The 17,850-nt window shown below is 68.1% G+C and carries 19 protein-coding genes; 8 read left to right on the top strand and 11 right to left on the bottom strand.

The window, feature by feature from the left end; all coding sequences use genetic code 11:
• Positions 1–3: 3 nt before the first annotated feature.
• The 4 genes from X946_RS11840 to X946_RS11825 all read right to left on the bottom strand — a co-directional run bounded on the left by X946_RS11840 (position 4) and on the right by X946_RS11825 (position 4,318).
• On the bottom strand, positions 4–1,362 hold the full coding sequence (locus X946_RS11840; protein WP_038747526.1) for a 3-carboxy-cis,cis-muconate cycloisomerase: 1,359 nt from the start codon (positions 1,360–1,362) through the stop codon (positions 4–6).
• 139 nt (positions 1,363–1,501) lie between these two features.
• Positions 1,502–2,158: a CoA transferase subunit B gene (locus X946_RS11835; RefSeq protein ID WP_038747523.1), complete on the bottom strand. Its 657-nt coding sequence runs from the start codon at positions 2,156–2,158 to the stop codon at positions 1,502–1,504.
• Positions 2,159–2,176: 18 nt separating this feature from the next.
• Positions 2,177–2,890: a 3-oxoacid CoA-transferase subunit A gene (locus X946_RS11830; protein ID WP_038747520.1), complete on the bottom strand. Its 714-nt coding sequence runs from the start codon at positions 2,888–2,890 to the stop codon at positions 2,177–2,179.
• 204 nt (positions 2,891–3,094) lie between these two features.
• Entirely contained in the window at positions 3,095–4,318 is a 1,224-nt protein-coding gene (locus tag X946_RS11825) for a 4-hydroxybenzoate 3-monooxygenase (RefSeq protein WP_038747518.1), read from the bottom strand.
• A 166-nt stretch (positions 4,319–4,484) separates the two neighbouring features.
• On the opposite strand from X946_RS11825, the gene X946_RS11820 reads away from it, so the two are divergent.
• The 3 genes from X946_RS11820 to X946_RS11810 all read left to right on the top strand — a co-directional run bounded on the left by X946_RS11820 (position 4,485) and on the right by X946_RS11810 (position 7,086).
• A complete protein-coding gene (locus X946_RS11820; RefSeq protein ID WP_038747514.1) occupies positions 4,485–5,408 on the top strand; it encodes a LysR family transcriptional regulator in 924 nt (307 codons plus the stop codon).
• 143 nt (positions 5,409–5,551) lie between these two features.
• The gene (gene folE, locus X946_RS11815) at positions 5,552–6,283 is read left to right on the top strand and encodes a GTP cyclohydrolase I FolE (protein ID WP_081989521.1); all 732 of its coding nucleotides are present in this window, start codon (positions 5,552–5,554) and stop codon (positions 6,281–6,283) included.
• Positions 6,283–7,086, top strand: a complete 804-nt coding sequence (locus tag X946_RS11810; protein WP_038747509.1) for an SDR family oxidoreductase — start codon at positions 6,283–6,285, stop codon at positions 7,084–7,086. Before folE ends, X946_RS11810 begins: the two co-directional genes overlap by 1 nt.
• 137 nt (positions 7,087–7,223) lie before the next feature.
• Here X946_RS11810 and epsC read toward each other — a convergent pair whose 3' ends face one another.
• Both epsC and X946_RS11800 read right to left on the bottom strand, forming a co-directional pair.
• Complete coding sequence (gene epsC / locus X946_RS11805) at positions 7,224–8,147, bottom strand: serine O-acetyltransferase EpsC (RefSeq protein ID WP_038747507.1); 924 nt, start codon at positions 8,145–8,147, stop codon at positions 7,224–7,226.
• Positions 8,148–8,271: 124 nt separating this feature from the next.
• Positions 8,272–8,508, bottom strand: coding sequence for an HlyU family transcriptional regulator (locus X946_RS11800; protein WP_038747504.1), 237 nt, complete (start codon positions 8,506–8,508; stop codon positions 8,272–8,274).
• A gap of 269 nt (positions 8,509–8,777) precedes the next feature.
• Here X946_RS11800 and X946_RS11795 point away from each other — a divergent pair, with 269 nt between their 5' ends.
• Entirely contained in the window at positions 8,778–9,194 is a 417-nt protein-coding gene (locus X946_RS11795) for a DUF3005 domain-containing protein (RefSeq protein WP_038747502.1), read from the top strand.
• 752 nt (positions 9,195–9,946) lie between these two features.
• On the opposite strand, the gene X946_RS11790 is transcribed toward X946_RS11795, so the two are convergent.
• The 3 genes from X946_RS11790 to X946_RS11770 form a co-directional block, all read right to left on the bottom strand.
• Positions 9,947–10,888, bottom strand: coding sequence for an SMP-30/gluconolactonase/LRE family protein (locus X946_RS11790; RefSeq protein WP_038747578.1), 942 nt, complete (start codon positions 10,886–10,888; stop codon positions 9,947–9,949).
• Positions 10,889–10,893: 5 nt separating this feature from the next.
• The gene (locus X946_RS11785; RefSeq protein WP_038747499.1) at positions 10,894–12,474 is read right to left on the bottom strand and encodes an aldehyde dehydrogenase (NADP(+)); all 1,581 of its coding nucleotides are present in this window, start codon (positions 12,472–12,474) and stop codon (positions 10,894–10,896) included.
• A 660-nt stretch (positions 12,475–13,134) separates the two neighbouring features.
• Positions 13,135–13,365, bottom strand: coding sequence for a hypothetical protein (locus tag X946_RS11770; protein ID WP_038747491.1), 231 nt, complete (start codon positions 13,363–13,365; stop codon positions 13,135–13,137).
• A gap of 457 nt (positions 13,366–13,822) precedes the next feature.
• Between X946_RS11770 and X946_RS11765 the strand changes: the two genes are divergently transcribed.
• Together X946_RS11765 and fnr are read left to right on the top strand one after the other, a co-directional pair.
• Entirely contained in the window at positions 13,823–14,290 is a 468-nt protein-coding gene (locus X946_RS11765; RefSeq protein WP_038747488.1) for a universal stress protein, read from the top strand.
• A gap of 149 nt (positions 14,291–14,439) precedes the next feature.
• Positions 14,440–15,195 carry a fumarate/nitrate reduction transcriptional regulator Fnr gene (gene fnr, locus X946_RS11760; protein WP_038747485.1) on the top strand — a complete coding sequence of 252 codons (756 nt, stop codon included), beginning with the start codon at positions 14,440–14,442 and terminating at the stop codon, positions 15,193–15,195.
• Positions 15,196–15,231: 36 nt separating this feature from the next.
• Here fnr and X946_RS11755 read toward each other — a convergent pair whose 3' ends face one another.
• Positions 15,232–16,125, bottom strand: a complete 894-nt coding sequence (locus tag X946_RS11755) for a LysR family transcriptional regulator ArgP (RefSeq protein WP_038747484.1) — start codon at positions 16,123–16,125, stop codon at positions 15,232–15,234.
• A gap of 107 nt (positions 16,126–16,232) precedes the next feature.
• Between X946_RS11755 and X946_RS11750 the strand changes: the two genes are divergently transcribed.
• On the top strand, positions 16,233–16,853 hold the full coding sequence (locus X946_RS11750) for a LysE/ArgO family amino acid transporter (RefSeq protein WP_038747481.1): 621 nt from the start codon (positions 16,233–16,235) through the stop codon (positions 16,851–16,853).
• 180 nt (positions 16,854–17,033) lie between these two features.
• On the opposite strand, the gene X946_RS11745 is transcribed toward X946_RS11750, so the two are convergent.
• Positions 17,034–17,600 carry a GNAT family N-acetyltransferase gene (locus tag X946_RS11745; protein WP_038747478.1) on the bottom strand — a complete coding sequence of 189 codons (567 nt, stop codon included), beginning with the start codon at positions 17,598–17,600 and terminating at the stop codon, positions 17,034–17,036.
• Positions 17,601–17,613: 13 nt separating this feature from the next.
• On the opposite strand from X946_RS11745, the gene X946_RS11740 reads away from it, so the two are divergent.
• Entirely contained in the window at positions 17,614–17,796 is a 183-nt protein-coding gene (locus tag X946_RS11740) for a hypothetical protein (RefSeq protein WP_038747475.1), read from the top strand.
• Positions 17,797–17,850 lie beyond the last annotated feature (54 nt).

The following is a 17,850-nucleotide window of genomic DNA, read 5'->3' as shown; positions in this document are numbered from 1 at the left end:
TCCTTAGTGGCGGCTCGCATGGAGCGCGAGCACGGCGTCGACGTAGGCATGCGCCTCGCCGACGTAATGAGCGGGATCGAGCAACTGGCGCAGCGCGTCGGGCGCGATGTGCGCCGCGACGTCCGGATCGGCGGCGAGCACGTGGTACAGCGGGCGGCCGCTGCGCACGGCTTCCTTCGATGCGCGCTCGACGAGATGATGCGCGTCGAGCCGGCCGATCTTGTCGCCGAGCGCGAGCATCACCGCTTCGCCGAGCACGAGGCCGTGCGTCGCGTCGAGATTCGCGGCGAGACGCGCGACGTCGACGTTCAGGCCGGCGACGATCTGCGCGACCTGCGCGAGCGCGCCGCCCGCGAGCCGCGCGAGTTCGGGCAGCGCGTCCCATTCGGCCTGCCAGCCGCCGAGCGCACGCTCGTGCTCCTGAACCATGCCGGCGAACACGGTGGAGACGAGCCCCGGCGCGCGCACGGCCGCGGTCAGCACGGCCGCGCAGCCGACCGGGTTGCGCTTGTGCGGCATCGTCGACGAACCGCCCTTGCCGGCCGCGGCAGGCTCGGCGAGTTCGCCGATCTCGGTCTGCATCGACAGCGAAACGTCGCGCGCGATCTTGCCGAGCGTGCCGATCAGCATCCCGAAGCAAGCCGCCGTCTCGGCGATCCGGTCGCGCTGCGTGTGCCACGGCACGGCCGGCAGCGCGAGCCGCAAGTCGTCCGCGAGCGCGCGCGCAACCGCCGGCGCCGCGTCGCGCAGGCTCGCGAGCGTGCCCGCCGCCCCGCCGAACTGCAGCGCGAGCGTGCGCTCGCGCAACGCGGCGATACGCTCGCGATGACGAAGCAGCGCGTCGAGCCATTGCGCGAACTTCAATCCGAGCGTGATCGGCAGCGCCTGCTGCAGCCACGTGCGGCCGATCATCGGCGTCGCGCGATGCGCGGCGGCGAGCGTCGCGAGCGTCGCGCACGTGTCGCGCAGCAGCGGCTCGAGCCAGTCGAACGTGTCGCGCAGCTGCAGCACCGTCGCCGTGTCGATGATGTCCTGGCTCGTCGCGCCCCAGTGCACGAATTTCGCCGCTTCGGCGTCGCGCGCCTTCACGCGCGCGGTCAACTGCCTGACGAGCGGAATCGCGAGATTGCCGCCGAGCGCCGCGTCGCGCATCAGCGCCTGCGCGTCGAGCGCGTCGGCCGTGCACGTCGCCTCGATCGGCTGCACCGCGCTCGCCGGAATCACGCCGTGGGCGGCGAGCGCGCGGGCAAGCGCCGCTTCGACGTCGAGCATGCGCTGCAACGTCGCGCGCGGCGACCAGATCTGATTCAGCGATTCGCTCGCACAGATGAGGGAGGTCAGGCGGGCGCTGTCTTCGAGCATGGGATCGATCGGAAAAAAACGGATTGCGCTTATTGTCCACCGAAGCGCCGAACGGCGCGCGCTCGTCCGTTCGGCCAACCTCGGCGACACGCCAGGCGGCCGGGCGAAACAAACGCGTGCGGCGCCGCGCGCCGCCGCGTTATGCGGCGGCCTTCTGCGTCGCGTCGACGAGCGGCACGCCCGTGAGCTTCTGCAGCTCGTCGAACGAGATGCCGGCGAAGATCTCGCGCACGGCGAGCCCGTCGCTCGTCACGTCGAGCACCGCGAGATCGGTATAAATGCGATCGACGCAGCGCACGCCCGTCACCGGATACGAGCATTGCGCGACGATCTTGCTTTCGCCCTGCTTCGTCAGGTGCTCCATCATCACGAACACCTGCTTCGCGCCGATCGCGAGATCCATCGCGCCGCCGACCGCGGGAATCGCATCGGGCGCGCCCGTATGCCAGTTCGCGAGATCGCCTTTCGCGGATACCTGGAACGCGCCGAGCACGCAATAGTCGAGATGGCCGCCGCGCATCATCGCGAACGAATCCGCGTGATGAAAGTACGCGCCGCCCGTGAGCAGCGTCACGTGCTGCTTGCCGGCATTGATCAGCTCGTCGTCCTCTTCGCCCGCCGCGGGGGCCGGGCCCATGCCGAGCAGGCCGTTCTCGCTGTGCAGGAAGATTTCCTTGCGCGGATCGAGATGGTTCGCGACGAGCGTCGGCACGCCGATGCCGAGGTTCACGTACGCGCCTTCGGGAATGTCTTGCGCGACGCGCTTGGCCATGTCGTCGCGGGTCAGTCGTTTCATCGTGCTCTCCTCGGGGATTCAGGCGGCGCTCGCGGCGCGCTCGGCGGCCAGCTCGGCCGCATGCGCGGCCTGCGGCACTTCGACGATGCGCTGCACGAAGATGCCGGGCGTCACGACGTGCTCGGGATTCAGCGCGCCGAGCGGCACGACTTGCGACACCTGCACGATCGACGTTTTCGCGGCCATCGCCATCACCGGGCCGAAGTTGCGCGCGGTCTTCCGATAGACGAGATTGCCCCAGCGGTCACCCTTGTACGCCTTCACGAGCGCGAAATCCGCGTGAATCGGCGTTTCGAACACGTAGTGCTTGCCGTCGATCACGCGCGTTTCCTTGCCTTCGGCGAGCTTCGTGCCGTAGCCGGTCGGCGAGAAAAATCCGCCGATGCCGGCGCCCGCCGCGCGAATCCGCTCGGCGAGATTGCCTTGCGGCACCAGCTCGAGCTCGATCTCGCCCGCGCGATACAGCGCATCGAACACTTGCGAATCGGCCTGGCGCGGGAACGAGCAGATGATCTTGCGCACGCGCTTCGCCTTCAGCAGCGCGGCGAGGCCCGTCTCGCCGTTGCCGGCGTTGTTGTTGACGATCGTCAGCTCGCGCGCGCCGTGCGCGATCAGCGCGTCGATCAGCTCGGCGGGCATCCCGGCCGTGCCGAAGCCGCCGATCATGATCGTCGCGCCGTCGCGGACGTCGGCCACCGCCGACTGGAGGGAATCGAAAATCTTGTTGACCATGTCTCTTCCTGTGCGAATCCGCGCGCGCCGCCCGCTGCGGCACGCGTTCGCGCATGGCTGCGCGCTTCGCCAGGCGATCCGATTTGTTCGAATTACGAACTCAGATTCGATTAGCGAACGGTGTGCCGATCATAGAGGCGCGCGCGCAGAATTGTCAAGACGACGGCGCGCGGGCCTGCCTTGCGCGATTTCCGCGCGATGCGCTCACGCGGCGGCGGCCGCGCCGAAGGAAGGCGTGGCGCGCGACGCGTCGTCGAACGGCAAGCCGACGTAGTTTTCCGCGAGCGACTGCGCGGCCGCACGCGAACGCGTGACGTACTCGAGCTCGGCGCGCCTGAGCCGATTGACGAACGGCGAATCGTCGGCGCACGGATGCAGCATGTTCGTCATGCAATACGAAAAATGCTCAGCGCGCCATACCCGTTCCAGGCAGGTTGACGAGTACGCGTCGAGCAAGTCGTCGCGGCCGTCGCGGTAGCGCGCGCCGAGCGCGCGCGACAGCGCCCGGACGTCGGCGACCGCGAGGTTCATCCCCTTCGCGCCCGTCGGCGGCACGATGTGCGCGGCATCGCCCGCCAGGAACAGCCGCCCGTACTGCATCGTCTCGGACACGAAGCTGCGCATCGGCGTCACGCTCTTCTGCGTGATGCGGCCTTCGCTCGGCATCCAGCCGCTGTCGTTCTCGAAGCGCGTGCGCAGCTCTTCCCAGATCCGCTCGTCCGGCCATTCGGCCAGGTTCTCGTCGGGCCGGCATTGCAGGTACAGTCGGGTGACGGTCGGCGAGCGCATCGAGAACAGCGCGAAGCCGCGCGCATGATGTGCATAGACGAGCTCGTCGAGCGACGGCGCCGCCTCGGCGAGGATGCCGAGCCAAGCGTACGGATACACGCGCTCGAACGTGCGCAGCCGCTCGGCGGGAATCGTCCGGCGGGCGATGCCGTGAAAGCCGTCGCAGCCGGCGACGTAGTCGCAGTCGATGCGCTCGGTGCGCCCGTCCGCATGCGAGAACGTCACCGACGGCCGCCCGGTCGCCACGTCGTGCAGCGCGACGTCGCGCACGTCGAAATGGGTCGGCTGGCCGTGCTCGAGCGCGGCCGCGATCAGATCGCGCACGACCTCGTGCTGGCTGTAGACGGTGATCGCCCGGCCGGGTGTCAGGTCACCGAAGTCGATCCGGTGGCGGCGGCCGCCGAACAGCAGCTCGACGCCATGGTGAACGAGGCCCTCGCGCCGCATCCGCGCGCCCAGACCGGCTTCGTTCAGCGTGTCGACGGTGCCTTGCTCGAGCACGCCGGCGCGGATGCGGTTCTCGCAGTATTCGCGCGAACGCGTTTCGAGCACGACGGATTCGACGCCTTGCAGGCGAAGCAGATGGGAAAGAAGCAACCCGGACGGACCGGCGCCGATGATCGCGACTTGCGTGCGCATTGTTCGTCTCCTGTGTCGACCGGAGTCAGCGCTTCGGCGCTTGCACCGGCTGCATGAAATGTGAACATTGATTCGAATGGCGAACCGATTGTCGGCGCTATCCCGACTATGCGGCAACGCAATTCAGGAGATAAGTTGTATACGGATTTTCAATAGTAGCGACGCGATGCCCGAACTCGATCTGAACCTCATTCCGTACCTGGTCGCGCTCCACGAGACGCGCAACGTGAGCCGCGCAGGCGAGCTGCTCGGCGTCAGCCAGCCGCGCGTGAGCGCCGCGCTCGGGCGGTTGCGCGAGCACTTCGGCGATCCGCTCTTCGTGCGGACGTCGCGCGGCATGGAGCCTACGCCGCGCGCGCTCGCGCTGATCCCCGCCGCGCGCGACGCGCTCGCGAGCATCGAGCGCGGGCTCGTCGCGCCGCACGACTTCGATCCGGCGAAGAGCGCGCGCACGTTCGCGATCGCGTTGTCCGACGTCGGCGAGATCGTGTTCCTGCCGAGGCTGCTGCAAGCGCTGGCGGAACGCGCGCCGCAGGCGAACCTGCGTTCGGTTTCGCTGCCGCACGCGGAGGTCGGGCACGCGCTCGAGGACGGCCGCGTCGATCTCGCGATCGGCTACTTTCCGGATCTCGGCGGCACCAACTTCTTTCAGCAGCGGCTCTTCACGCACCGCTTCATCTGCCTGCTGCGGCGCGGCCATCCGCTTGCGGAGCGGCCGCTCACGCTCGAGCAGTTTCTCGCGTGCGGCCACGCGGTCGTGCACGCGGAGGGCCGCAGCCAGGAAGTGCTCGAGCGGCATCTGGCGAAGCGGCGGCTCGCGCGCCGGGCAGTGCTCGAAACGCCGCACTTCATGAGCCTGCCGTTCATCCTGAGCCGCACCGACCTGATCGCGACGGTCCCGCACGCGATCGGCTACGCGTACGCGACCGAGCACGCATCGATCACGCTCGTCGAGCCGCCGCTGCCGTTGCCGCGCTTCGACCTGAAGCAGCATTGGCATCGCAAGTTCCACAACGATCCGAGCATCGCGTGGCTGCGCGGCGTCGTCGCCGGGCTATTCAACGACGCGCTCGACGAATGGCCGAAATGACCGAAATGACCGCGCAGAGCCGCGCGTGCGGCAACACACGCCCGTCGTTCGCAAAAGCGAACCACAGCGCACGCACGCAGCGAAAGCATGAAACAATGATCGACCGGCCGCAGCATCGGCGGTCTTCACGGAGTTCAGAGGATATGGCTAAAGGAAAGACCGCGAGCAAGCGCGCGGCCCCGACCGTACGCAAGGCGGCGGCCAACAAGACGAACGAAACGGCGAGCAAGCAGACGGCCCGCAACGCGGCTCGCAAGCCCGCGACGCTTCCCCCGGCCACGCCCCGGCCGAGCCGCGACGAAGCCGAAGCGGCCGTTCGCGTGCTGCTTCGCTGGGCAGGCGACGATCCGGCGCGCGAGGGCCTCGCCGACACGCCGGCGCGCGTCGTGCGCGCGTACGAGGAATTTTTCTCCGGCTACGCGCTCGAACCGCGCGACATCCTCGCGCGCACGTTCAGCGAAGTCGACGGCTACGACGAGATGATCGTGCTGAAGGACATCCGCTTCGAAAGCTATTGCGAGCACCATATGGTGCCGATCATCGGCCGCGCGCATGTCGCGTATCTGCCGAACCATCGCGTCGTCGGCATCTCGAAGCTCGCGCGGCTCGTCGACGCATTCGCGAAACGCCTGCAGATCCAGGAAAAGATGACCGTGCAGATCGCCGACACGCTGTTCGACGTGCTGCAGCCGAAGGGCGTCGGCGTGATCCTCGAGGCCGCGCACCAGTGCATCTCGACGCGCGGCATCCACAAGCCCGGCGTCGAGATGGTGACGTCGCGCATGCTCGGCACGTTCCGCACCGATCCGACTACGCGCCGCGAATTCCTGTCGATCGTCGCGAATCCTTCCTCGGTCAACCTGACGAATACGTAATGCAGTCGAGCTTGAATCCAGCCGCCGCACCCGTCGTGCTCGTGACGGGCGCCGCTCGCCGCGCGGGCCGCGCCTTCGCGCTGCGCTTCGCCGCGCGCGGTTATCGCGTCGCCGTGCACTACGACCGCTCGGCCGATGCCGCGCAGGCCGTCGCGCGCGAAATCGAATCGTCGGGCGGCGAGGCCGTCGCGCTGCAGGCGGACCTCGCGCACGCGGATGCGATCGCGTGTCTCGTCGATGCGGTCTACGCGCGCTTTGGCCGTCTCGACGTGCTCGTGAACAACGCGTCGGTGTTCTGGCAGGACCATCTGCCGAGCTTCGATCTCGCTGCGTTCGACAACGCGTGGGCGATCAACTGCCGCGCGCCGATCCTGCTCACGCGCGCGTACTACGAGCGCGCGAAGGCGGCGGGCGCGCAGGGCGTCGTGATCAACGTCGTCGATCAGAAGATCAAGGAAAACTTCCATCGCGACCATTTCAGCTACACGGTCGCGAAAGCGGCGCTCGGCAATCTCACGCAGATGCTCGCGCTGTCGGCGAGCCCGGTGCTGCGCGTGAACGCCGTGTTCCCGGGATTGATGCTGCCGAGCGACGACCAGACGCAGGCCGACTTCGAGCACGCGAGCCGCGCATCGACGCCGCTCGCGCGGATCGCCGGGCCGGACGACGTCGCGGACGCGATCCTGCTGCTGACCGGGCCGGCCTACAACGGCGCCGATTTCGTCGTCGACGCGGGACAGAACCTGATCCGTGTCGATCAGGACGTGCTGTACAAGCATCGTTCGCCGGCCGGTGAGCATTGATCCGGCAAGGGCGACTGCGGCAACCGGTTGCCGACGAGCCGCAAGCCGCAAGCCGCAAGCCGCAAGCCGCAAGCCGCAAGCCGCAATCAGCGTGAGCGAGCGCGGCGGTGCCGTCAAGCGGCAACCGCGCCATCCGCTCAATCCTTCTCGATCTGCTCCTTGTCGCTCTCGCGGATCTTCCCTTGCGCGACGCTGCTGCCGGGCGGCACGCTGTGCGTGAGCCACACGTTGCCGCCGATCACCGAACCCTTGCCGATCGTCACGCGGCCGAGGATCGTCGCGCCCGCATAGATCACGACGTCGTCCTCGACGACCGGATGCCGCGCGTTGCCCTTGACGAGCACCCCGTCGCCGTCGGCGGGGAAGCTCTTCGCGCCGAGCGTGACCGCCTGATAGAGCCGCACCCGCTCGCCGATGATCGCTGTCTCGCCGATCACGACACCCGTGCCATGGTCGATGAAGAAGCTCGGGCCGATTTGCGCGCCCGGATGGATGTCGATGCCCGTCGCCGAATGCGCGATCTCGTTGATGAACCGCGCGAGCAGCGGCACGCCGAGCTGATACAGCGCGTGCGCGAGCCGGTGGTGCATCATCGCGAGCACGCCCGGATAGCAGAGCAGGATCTCGGTGATGTGCTGCGCGGCCGGATCGCCGGCGTACGCGGCCTGAATGTCGCTGACGAGCAGCGCGCGGATGCCGGGCAGTTGCGTGCCCAGCTCGCGCGCGATTCCGAACGCGCGTTCGGCGAGCGCGGCGGGCGGCGTGTCAGCGTGCTCGGGGAGGAACGGCAGCGCGCGGCGGATCTGCTCGGCGAGCAGGCGCAGCGTGCTTTCGAGCGTGTGGCCGACGTAGTAGTCGACGGTCTCGTCGGTCAGATCGGGCGCGCCGTAATGCGTCGGGAACATCGACGCGCGCAGGCCCGAGACGATCGTGCAGATCGCGTCGCGCGAAGGCAGTTCGCGAATGCCGCGCGGATGGCGCGTCCGGTGCAGCTTCTCGCGCGATTCGCGCAGCTCGGCGACGATGTGTTCGAGGTCCCAGTTTCGGGCGGATTTCGACATGGGCAAAAACGTACGGCCGCGCTTCGGCGCACGGCCGTCCAATAAAAGTGACGGGTTCCGCAAGATTACCGCGTTTTTGCCGCGTCAGCGGCGTGCACGCCGCCGCGCGCTTCGCCGCGCCGTCCTAAATCGTGAGACTGCTCGCGTCGATCCATCGGACGGCCCAATCGCGCGCATGCGCGATCGCCGCGTCTTCGTCGTTGAAATGCAGATCGGAGGGAAAGAAACGATTCGCGACCAGCTCGCCGTCGCTCGATCGGGAGATGACGACGTAAGGCTGAAACGAGCCGTCGCTTGAGCGCGCCGGCGCACAGTTCAGCAGGTACCCGCGATGCGTGAATGCCGTAGTCGTAGAGTGCATAAGTCCGCCCACCTTAAGTCCCCTTTACCTTCTTCTTCGCTACCCGTCCGTTAAGGATGCCGCGGCGCCCGATGCGGGCGAAAGCGGGTGCGCCAAATGTCGCGCACCGCTTTGTCGGAAAAGAATCATACTCTGTAGAAAACGCGTCTTCTAGCTGAAATAATTATTTGGAAAGCGTGACACGCGGCGCGACGGCGGCGCTCGCACGCGCGTCCTTTTCCGTCTTGCCCGGAACGGGTCTTGCAAGATCCGGGCGTCGCGCCGCGAGGATGATCGCGATGAATCCGTTCGAACGCAGGGCGCCCGCCGACGCCGGCCGCGCGCATCCGCGCAGCGTCGAGCTGTACAACGACGCGACGCACGACAGCACCGTCGACACCGACGGCAAGAACCGCGAGGCCGCCCGCATTGCAAGCGGCGGGCCGATTTCTCCTGACCAGATCACGACGAGCAACGCGTCGCTCGTCAATGCGATGCCCGAGACGCCCGACGGCTTCGCCGGCTTCGACAGCCGGCCCGCCGGCAATCATCCGCAGTTTGCGCTGCGCTCGGGCTATACCGTCGTCGACAAGGGGTTCGACGCCGCCGCGTCGCGCGATGCGCGCGCGGCCGACGAGTTTGCGCTGCCTTATCATCCGCCGCGCCGGCCGGGTCGCATCGTCGAGTTCGCGCCGATTCCGCGTTGATGTCGGTGTTGATGTCGGCGTGCATGTCGGCGTGCATGTCGGCGTTGTCGTTGCGTGCGTGCCGGCGCGCGCTGATGCGTGCCGCTGTTGCGTGCCGCCGATGCGGTGTCGGCTCGCAAGCCGGGCGATCGTCACCGCCGCAGGACGGGCGCGCCGTTCGGCCGCGTTCGCATTCGTATGCCGAGAGACTAGCTCGACTGCGCATTCAATCGGGCCGATCGTTTGATTCGGGCGTTTGAATGTGCGCGCAGGCGCGACGCATAGCGTTTTCGCCGGTCGGCGCATGCCGAATCTTTTCGAGATAAGCCGACGCGCACGCAACGGAGTTGCGCTCGCGCGACTTGCAATGCGTAACGAACGGTAAACGTCGCCGATCGCCGCTGCCGCATCGCTTCACCACGCTTCACGAAACGCACGTGCTTCATCGCGAAACGCACATGCGCGCCCTCAGTTGCCGCGCGCGTCGATGCGGCGTCATCGGTTTTCGCGGCATCGGCGAAATCGGTACCGGTACCAGCGTCGATATCGATGTGCGGTTGCCCCGGAAAGCGGTGATAGCGTCGATCCGGATTTCGACAACGGACGCCGCGCCGCCTGCTGCCGCGCTCGAGCCGACCTGCACGCGGTGCGCGTCGGCGCGGCGCAACCTACGGCGTTGCGACGCGACGCGACGCAACGCAACGCATGCGCAACGCCCGAACGCAGGAGGCCGAACCGCGACGCGAGCCACGCGCATCGCGACGCGCCCGCGCTCAACCGCCCGCCACCCCTTGCGCGTTCACGTACAGCGAATACAAGCCATGGCTCGCCGCCATGAACAGCCGGTTCCTGTGCCGTCCGCCGAAGCAGACGTTCGCGCAACGCTCGGGCAACGCGATGTGCCCGATCGCGTCGCCTTCCGGCGTGAACACGCGCACGCCGTCGAGCTCGTCGGCGCCCATCCCCCAGCCGCACCACAGGTTGCCGTGCGCGTCGACGCGAAAACCGTCGGGCGTCCCCTCTCCCGCATCGATCAGCACGCGTTCGTTGCGCACCGATTTGCCGTCGCTCGCAACATCGTAAGCGCGGATCGTGCGCGGCCGGCCCTTCGATTCGACGACGTAGAGTATCGATTCGTCCGGCGAAAATGCGAGGCCGTTCGGCCCCGGCACGCCGTCGACGACGGCTTCGAGCTCTCTCGTGTGCGGATCGATCCGATAAACGCGCTCGGGCAATTCCGGCTCCTGCTTCTCGCCTTCGTAAAAGCTCTGGATGCCGAAGTCCGGATCGCTGAACCAGATCGAGCCGTCGGACTTCACGATCACGTCGTTCGGCGAATTCAGGCGCCTGCCTTCGAAGCGTTCGGCGAGCACCGTGATCGAGCCGTCGTACTCGGTGCGCGTGACGCGGCGCGTCAGGTGCTCGCAGGTGACGAGCCGCCCCGCGCGATCGCGCGTGTTGCCGTTCGCGTTGTTCGACGGCTGGCGGAACACGCCGACCGCGCCGCTCTGCTCGTCCCAGCGCAGGAGCCGATTGTTCGGGATGTCGCTCCACAGCAAGTAACGCCCGTCGCCGAACCACACCGGCCCCTCGGCCCAGCGCGCGCCCTGAAACAGGCATTCGACGGACGCCGACCGGATGCGCAGCGCGTCGAAACGCGGATCGAGCACGCGCACGGCCGGATCGGGATAGCGCCTGGATTCGATTTCGCGCATCGCGTTCACTCCCTGCCGAGCTGGCCGTCGCGCAAGCGCCAGAGGCCGAGCGGATTCGCGTCGGCGAGCGCGGCCGGCAGCAGCGCCGCGGGCAAGTCCTGATAGCAGACGGGCCGCAGGAAGCGCTCGATCGCGAGCGCGCCGACCGACGTGCTGCGCGAATCCGAGGTCGCCGGGAACGGCCCGCCGTGCACCATCGCGTGCGCAACCTCGACGCCCGTCGGATACCCGTTCGCAACGATGCGGCCCGCCCTGCGCTCGAGCGTCGGCAACAGTTTGCGCGCCAGCTCGACATCGTCGTCTTCGAGATGCAGCGTCGCGCTCAACTGCCCTTCGATGTGCTCGGCGAGCGCGATCATCTCGCCGACGTCGCGACACACGACGACAAGCGACGTCGGCCCGAAGATCTCGGCTTCGAGCCGCGGGTCCTGGGCGAACTGCGTTTGCGTCGTCGTGAACAGCGCGGGCAGCGCGGCGTTGCGCGCGTCGCTGCGCACGCCCTGCGCGACTTCGCTCACGCCCGTCGCCGCACGGCGCGCGGCGACCGCGCTCTCGTACGACGACGCGATGCCCGAGGTCAGCATCGTCTGCGCGCCCTTTTGCGCGAGCGCCTGCGCGGCCGCGTCGACGAACGCCTTCAGGTCCGGCCCGTCGAGCGCGACGACGAGCCCGGGATTCGTGCAGAACTGTCCGACGCCGAGCGTCAGCGATTCGACGAAGCCTTGGGCGATCGTCGCGCCGCGCGCGCGCAACGCGCCGGGCAGCACGAAGAACGGATTGACGCTGCTCATTTCCGCGAAGACCGGAATCGGCTCGCGCCGCCGGGCGGCGACGCCCATCAGCGCGATGCCGCCTCCGCGCGAGCCGGTGAAGCCGACCGCCTTGATCGCCGGATGCGCGACGAGCGCCTCGCCGATCGCGTTGCCCGCGCCGACGACGAGCGAGAACACGCCGTCGTGCAGACCGCAATCGGCGACCGCCTGCCGGATCGCGCGCCCGACGAGCTCCGACGTGCCCAGATGCGCGGGATGCGCCTTCGCGACGACCGGGCAGCCGGCCGCGAACGCCGACGCGGTGTCGCCGCCCGCTACCGAGAACGCGAGCGGAAAATTGCTCGCGCCGAACACGGCGACGGGGCCGACCGGAATCTTCTGCAAGCGCAGATCGGCGCGCGGCAGCGGCTTGCGCTCGGGCTGCGCGGAATCGAGCGTCGCGCTCAGCCAGCGGCCTTCGCGCACCACCGACGCGAAGAGCCGCAACTGGCCGACCGTGCGCGCGCGCTCGCCTTCGAGGCGCGCGACGGGCAGCGCCGATTCCGCATGCGCGCGTTCGATCAACTGATCGCCGAGCCCGACGATGCGCTCGGCAACCGTTTCGAGAAAGCGCGCGCGCGTCTCGAGCGGCGCCTGGCGAAAGGAATCGAATGCGGCGCTCGCAAGGCGGCACGCGCGATCGACTTCGGCCGCGCCGCCCGCGCCGAACGCCGGCTCGAGCTCGACGTCGTGCGTCGGATCGAATGCGCGCATCGTGCCTTCGGTGCCGCGCACTGCGGTCGCGCCAATCAACATCTCCCCAGTGATCTGCATGCTTCCTCCGGATTGAAAAATCTGCCGAGGGCGGCGGGCGGCGCGATGCCGCGCGCGCCGCCCGCAGGCGAATCGGGTGAATCGGACGAGTCAGTGCGATCGGGCGGCTCGACGGGCCGCGCCGATCGGGTACACGCGAATCGCATTATCGTGCCAGACGGCGCGGCGCGCCGCTTCGCTCGAATCGGCGCGCGGACAGGCGGAGCGGGCTGGGCCGGCGGCGAACGAGTCGGCATGCGAACGCGGGATAGGCCGCGCGCAACGATAAGGCGCGGCACGCCGCCATCGCGGCGAACAAGCGATGCAGCAGGTTCCCGGGGCCGACGTGGCGCGACGGATACGATCCGTTCACATGACGCGAACGGCATCTGCCACGGCGAATCGCGGACATGAGCGCATGCCGCGGAATACACGCGCGTTTTCGGAAATCAACGCTTTCCGGGATTCTCGGCGAACGAGAAGCCGGCCCGAACGAACGCCGACGATCGACGCTCGTCCGCCAAGCGCCGGCGTGAATCGATTTGCGGATACGTCCTGCGCCGACGGCGCGCCGCCCATCGGCTGCGCGAGCGATAGGACGGCGACGGCGACGACACCCGCGCCGCCGCCGGCATCGCCCGCACCGGCCGGCGATCGGCCCGCTTCGCCGCGGCCGCCGCCCTACCAGCTCGGATTGTTCCTCCCGACTCTGCGCCCGGTACTCGGCCGCGCAAACTTGTAAGGCAGCTCCTGCCGATCGAGATATGCCTGAATCGTCGGCCACTGGGCGTCCGCGAGCAGCATCTCGCAGACATGCGGCACATCGGGCGAAGCGCCGCCCACGCCGATCAGGTCCGGCAGCGCGTACCGGTTGGCGTCTTCGGTCAACACCTCGAGCGCGACATACGGCATGTGTCCTCCTTTTCCGGTTGGACGAAACGGAACGAAACGGAACGAAACGGGCGGCGGACGGGCGCGACGGCCGCGCCCTTGCGCATGCGGCCTCGGCGCTCGCACGCGGCCTTCGTCGATCGTCGTAAGAAATGTCGGGAACGCTCTCGCCCGACGCGTTTCAAACCAGCATCGATTCGCGCCGCTCGGCGAACGTGCCCGGGGCTCGGCCAAGTCTATTACGGCGCCGCGACACGCGACGCGAACCGATCCGGCCGATACGCCGATCGCGCGCAAAAAATCCGCCGCGACCGACGGAATCCTGAAAAGTCCGGCGCCGCGTTTACTTCGCCGCGCCGGATCGCTGTGTATCGAGTTCGCTGCGCCCTGGTCAGTAATCGTTTACTTTGTAAAAAGACGTCGTCAAACCCAGCCGGCCGAACGGCCGATCTTTTCTCAACCGCACCACGGAGACATCATGTATCAGCGCATTCTTGTCGCAGTCGACGGCAGCGAAACGGCACGCCACGCATTCGACGCGGCGCTCGGCATCGCCAGGACGAGCGGCGCGGAGCTGCAGCCCTTCTACGTCGTGGAGAACGCCGCGATCTACTACAACGTGCCCGGCTACGATCCGTCGATCCTGCGCACGCAACTGCTTCAGCAGGGCAACGATCTGGCGAAGGAATTCGCGCAGAAGATGCACGAAGCCGGCGTGAAGGGCGCGCTGAAGATCGGCGAGGCGACGTCGCTCGCCGACGTGCCGTCGCTCATCGCCGAAGGCGCAAAAGCGTTCGGCGCGGACCTGCTCGTGCTCGGCACGCATGGCCGCCGCGGTTTCAAGCGGCTCGTGCTCGGCAGCGTCGCCGAACAGTGCGTGCGGCACTCGGCGCTGCCCGTGCTGCTGATCCCGGCCGCCGCGCATCCGGAAGATCGGGAACACTGATCGAACGCAACGGCTGCGATGTTTCGCCGCAACCACGCGTTGCGGCCGAACAAGGAAATCGCACGGGGAGTCGCGGCGTTTTGTCGCTAAACAGGCTTAGCCCGCGATGGGACAATGGCTTTACCGATTCAACCTCAGAGTCATTCATCATGCTTACGCCCGTCGCCCGACCCGCCGCCGCCGCGGCTCCCGTCCATGCCACCAGCACGTGGGCGCCGCGCCAGGCCGCACACTGCTCGACGTGCGCGATGCGTCACCTCTGCATGCCCCAGGGGCTCGCGCCCGAAGCGCTCGCGCGCCTCGAATCCGTGATCTGCAGCGCCCGCCCGGTTCGACGCGGCGAGACGCTGTTCCGCGAAGGCGACTCGTTCGACAACCTGTACGCGGTCCGCTCGGGATCGCTGAAAACCATCGCGACGCGCCATGACGGCCGCGAACAGGTCACCGGCCTGCACCTCGCGGGCGAAGCCCTCGGCCTCGACGGCATCTGCGACGACGCGCATCCGCGCACCGCGGTCGCGCTCGAGGACAGCTCGGTCTGCGTGATCCCGTACAGCGCGCTGAAGACGCTGTGCTCGGAAGCCGGCACGATGCAGCTGCGCATGCACAAGCTGATGAGCGAGCAGATCGTTCGCGAAACGTCGCAGACGATGGTGCTCGGCTCGCTGAACGCCGAGGAGCGCGTCGCGGCGTTCCTGCTCGACGTGTCGTCGCGCTACATGAAGCGCGGCTATTCGCCGAACGAATTCAACCTGCGGATGACGCGCGAGGACATCGGCAGCTATCTCGGCATGACGCTCGAGACGGTCAGCCGCACGCTGTCGAAGTTCCACAAGCGCGGCCTGATCGAGATGCAGGGCCGGACGGTGCGCATCGTCGATTTCGACGGCCTGCATCGCCTGTAATCCCGCGCCCGCCGTCGCGCCTTTCCTCGCGCCGAATCAATCCAGAAACTGCGCGGCGCTCGCCTTGAGCGCCGCGCTGAACTCGTCCAGCCAGCCGATCGACAATCGCCAGCTCTGCCAGTAGAGCTCGACGTCGATGCTTCTTCCCTCCGACAAATCGACGAGCTCGCCCGCGGCGATCTGACGCTCGACCATCCGCTCCGGACACATGCCCCAGCCGAGCCCCGCCTCGCACGCGCGCAGGTAGCCCGCGACGTGCGGAATCCAGTGCTGCGGCGGATCGAGATCCACGCGCGTCACGCGCCGGATGAAGCGCGCCTGCAGGCTGTCCTTCGGATTGAACATCACGCACGGCGCGTGCCGCAGCGCGTCGCGGTTGACGCCGTTGCCGAAATAGCGCGCGTGGAACGCGGGCGAGCACACCGCGTGATAGCGCATCCGGCCGAGGCGCGTCGAACGGCAGCCCTGGATCGGCTCGGCGAGCGCCGTCACCGCGCCCTGCACGCTGCCGTCGCGAATCCGCTCGGCGGTGTAGTCCTGATCGTCGATCACGAGATCGAGCAGCGTGCCGCTCTCCGCGCAAAACGGGCCGACCGCATCGACGAACCAGGTCGCGACGCTGTCGTCGTTGACGGCGACGCGCAGCGTCGGCCACGGCCCCGTTGCCGCGCCGGCGAATCCGGGCACGTGCGCCGACAATTCGGCTTCGAGCATGCGCACGCGCTCGGTGTGGCGGCACAGCAGCGCGCCCGACGTCGTCGCGACGCACGGCTGCCCGCGCTTGACGAGCACGCTGCCCACTCGCTCCTCCAGCAGCTTCACGCGCTGCGACACCGCGGAAGGCGACACATTGAGCGCTTTCGCCGCCCGCTCGAACGAGCCGTGGCGGATCACTTCGGCGAGCGCATCGAGCAACGCGTAGTCGAGCATCAGTTTTCCTTAATCCGCATTAGATGATTTAGCTTTTCTTACTCAGGCGATCACCGCAGACTAGCGCCTCTCGTTCCATTAGTCCATCGCCTGAATCAGCAACGAACATGAACTGGATCGCTTTTTCCCACGGCGCGATGCTGTGCGCATCGCTCATCGTCACCATCGGCGCGCAGAACGCGTTCATCCTCCGGCAAGGAATCATGCGCTCGCACGTCGGCAAGATCGTGCTGCTCTGCACGCTGTCGGACATGCTCCTGATCGGCGCGGGCGTCGGCGGCGCATCGGTGCTCGTCGAGCGTTATCCGACCTTCGTTCACGCGGTGCTGTACGTCGGCCTCGCGTATCTTGCGTGGTTCGGCCTGAGCGCGCTGCGCCGCGCGTTCAAGCCCGGGCACGGGACGCTCGACGCAACGGGCGCGGCCGTCGCGCCGCCCGCGCAGCGCGCATGGCCGATCGTGCTGATGACGCTCGCGTTCACGTGGCTCAATCCGCACGTCTATCTCGACACGTTCCTCTTGATCGGCACGGCGGGCGCGCGCGAACCGGAAGGCGCGCGCAGCGCGTTCGCGATCGGCGCGATGGCGGTCAGCGCGATCTGGTTCGTCGCGCTCGGCTACGGCGCGCGATTGCTCGCGCCGTGGTTCAAGCGGGCGCTCGCATGGCGCGTGCTCGACGGCGCGATCGGCGGCATGGTGCTGTTTCTCGCCGCGGTGCAATTGAGGTGACGGCGCGGCTGCGCGCGCCGGGTCGCGCAATGCGCAGCGAGCGGCGCTCGCGCGCGAACGAAGCCGTGCGTGCAGGATCGGCCGCGCACGCGCCTCGTATCGGCTGAATATCGGCTGAATATCGGCTGAATCGAGAAGTTCGACGCGCCAGGGCGTGACTTGCGCCGCGGCGCGCATCCGTCAGGCATGCGGTGTCTCGCGCCGAATGCAATACACGACATGCCGGCGCAGCGAATGTCCTTCGGGAAGCGCGGGATGGTCGAAATCGCGCGAGGCCGCGCGCTGCATGCCGATCCGGGTCATGACGCGTTGCGATCGAAGATTCGTGGTGGCTGTCCATGCGAATGCTTCGGCCAGCCGATGATCGCCGAACGCATCCGCGAGCGCCGCGCGGGCCGCCTCCGTCATGTATCCGCGCCCCCACGCAAGGCGCGCTTGCCGCCACGCGATTTCCACGCACGGCGCCATCGGATGCCCGCCCTCGAGCACGCGACGAAGCCCGCAAAGGCCGATCAACGCACCGTCGGCCCGCGTTTCGACGGCCCACGGGCCGAAGCCGTGCGCATCGAAATGCGCGTCGAAGCGGCCGATGTCGTCGCGCGCGTCGGCGAGCGTCATCGGCGCGCGCCGCCCGAGCCACGCGATGACTTCGGCGTCCGAATTCAACGCCGCCCACGCGCGCGCATCGTCATCGCGCCAACGGCGCAGAATCAGACGGTTCGTCTCGATATTCGCCGGTTGACTCATCCTTCGATCCGAATTGGGCGGCGGCCGCGCGATCGGCGGCGGCGCGGCACGCTCGATGAGCGATGCAGCCCGGCGCGTTCGCGACCGAAAGATCGCGACGTCGCAGGCCGAGCGGCGGCGCATGCGGCCGAATCGCATGCGACGCGGCATTGTGCCGAATTCCGACGATCGAATCGCGATCGCGGCGGCAGTGTGAGAATCGACACGGCACGGCACGCAGCGCCGCGAGCCGTCGCATTCCGCCATGCCG

It is taken from the genome of Burkholderia sp. ABCPW 111 (genome assembly GCF_000773065.1).
Lineage (GTDB): Bacteria > Pseudomonadota > Gammaproteobacteria > Burkholderiales > Burkholderiaceae > Burkholderia > Burkholderia savannae.
The sequence above is the reverse complement of the archived record's forward strand: the minus strand, read 5'-3'. Positions and strand labels throughout refer to the sequence as shown.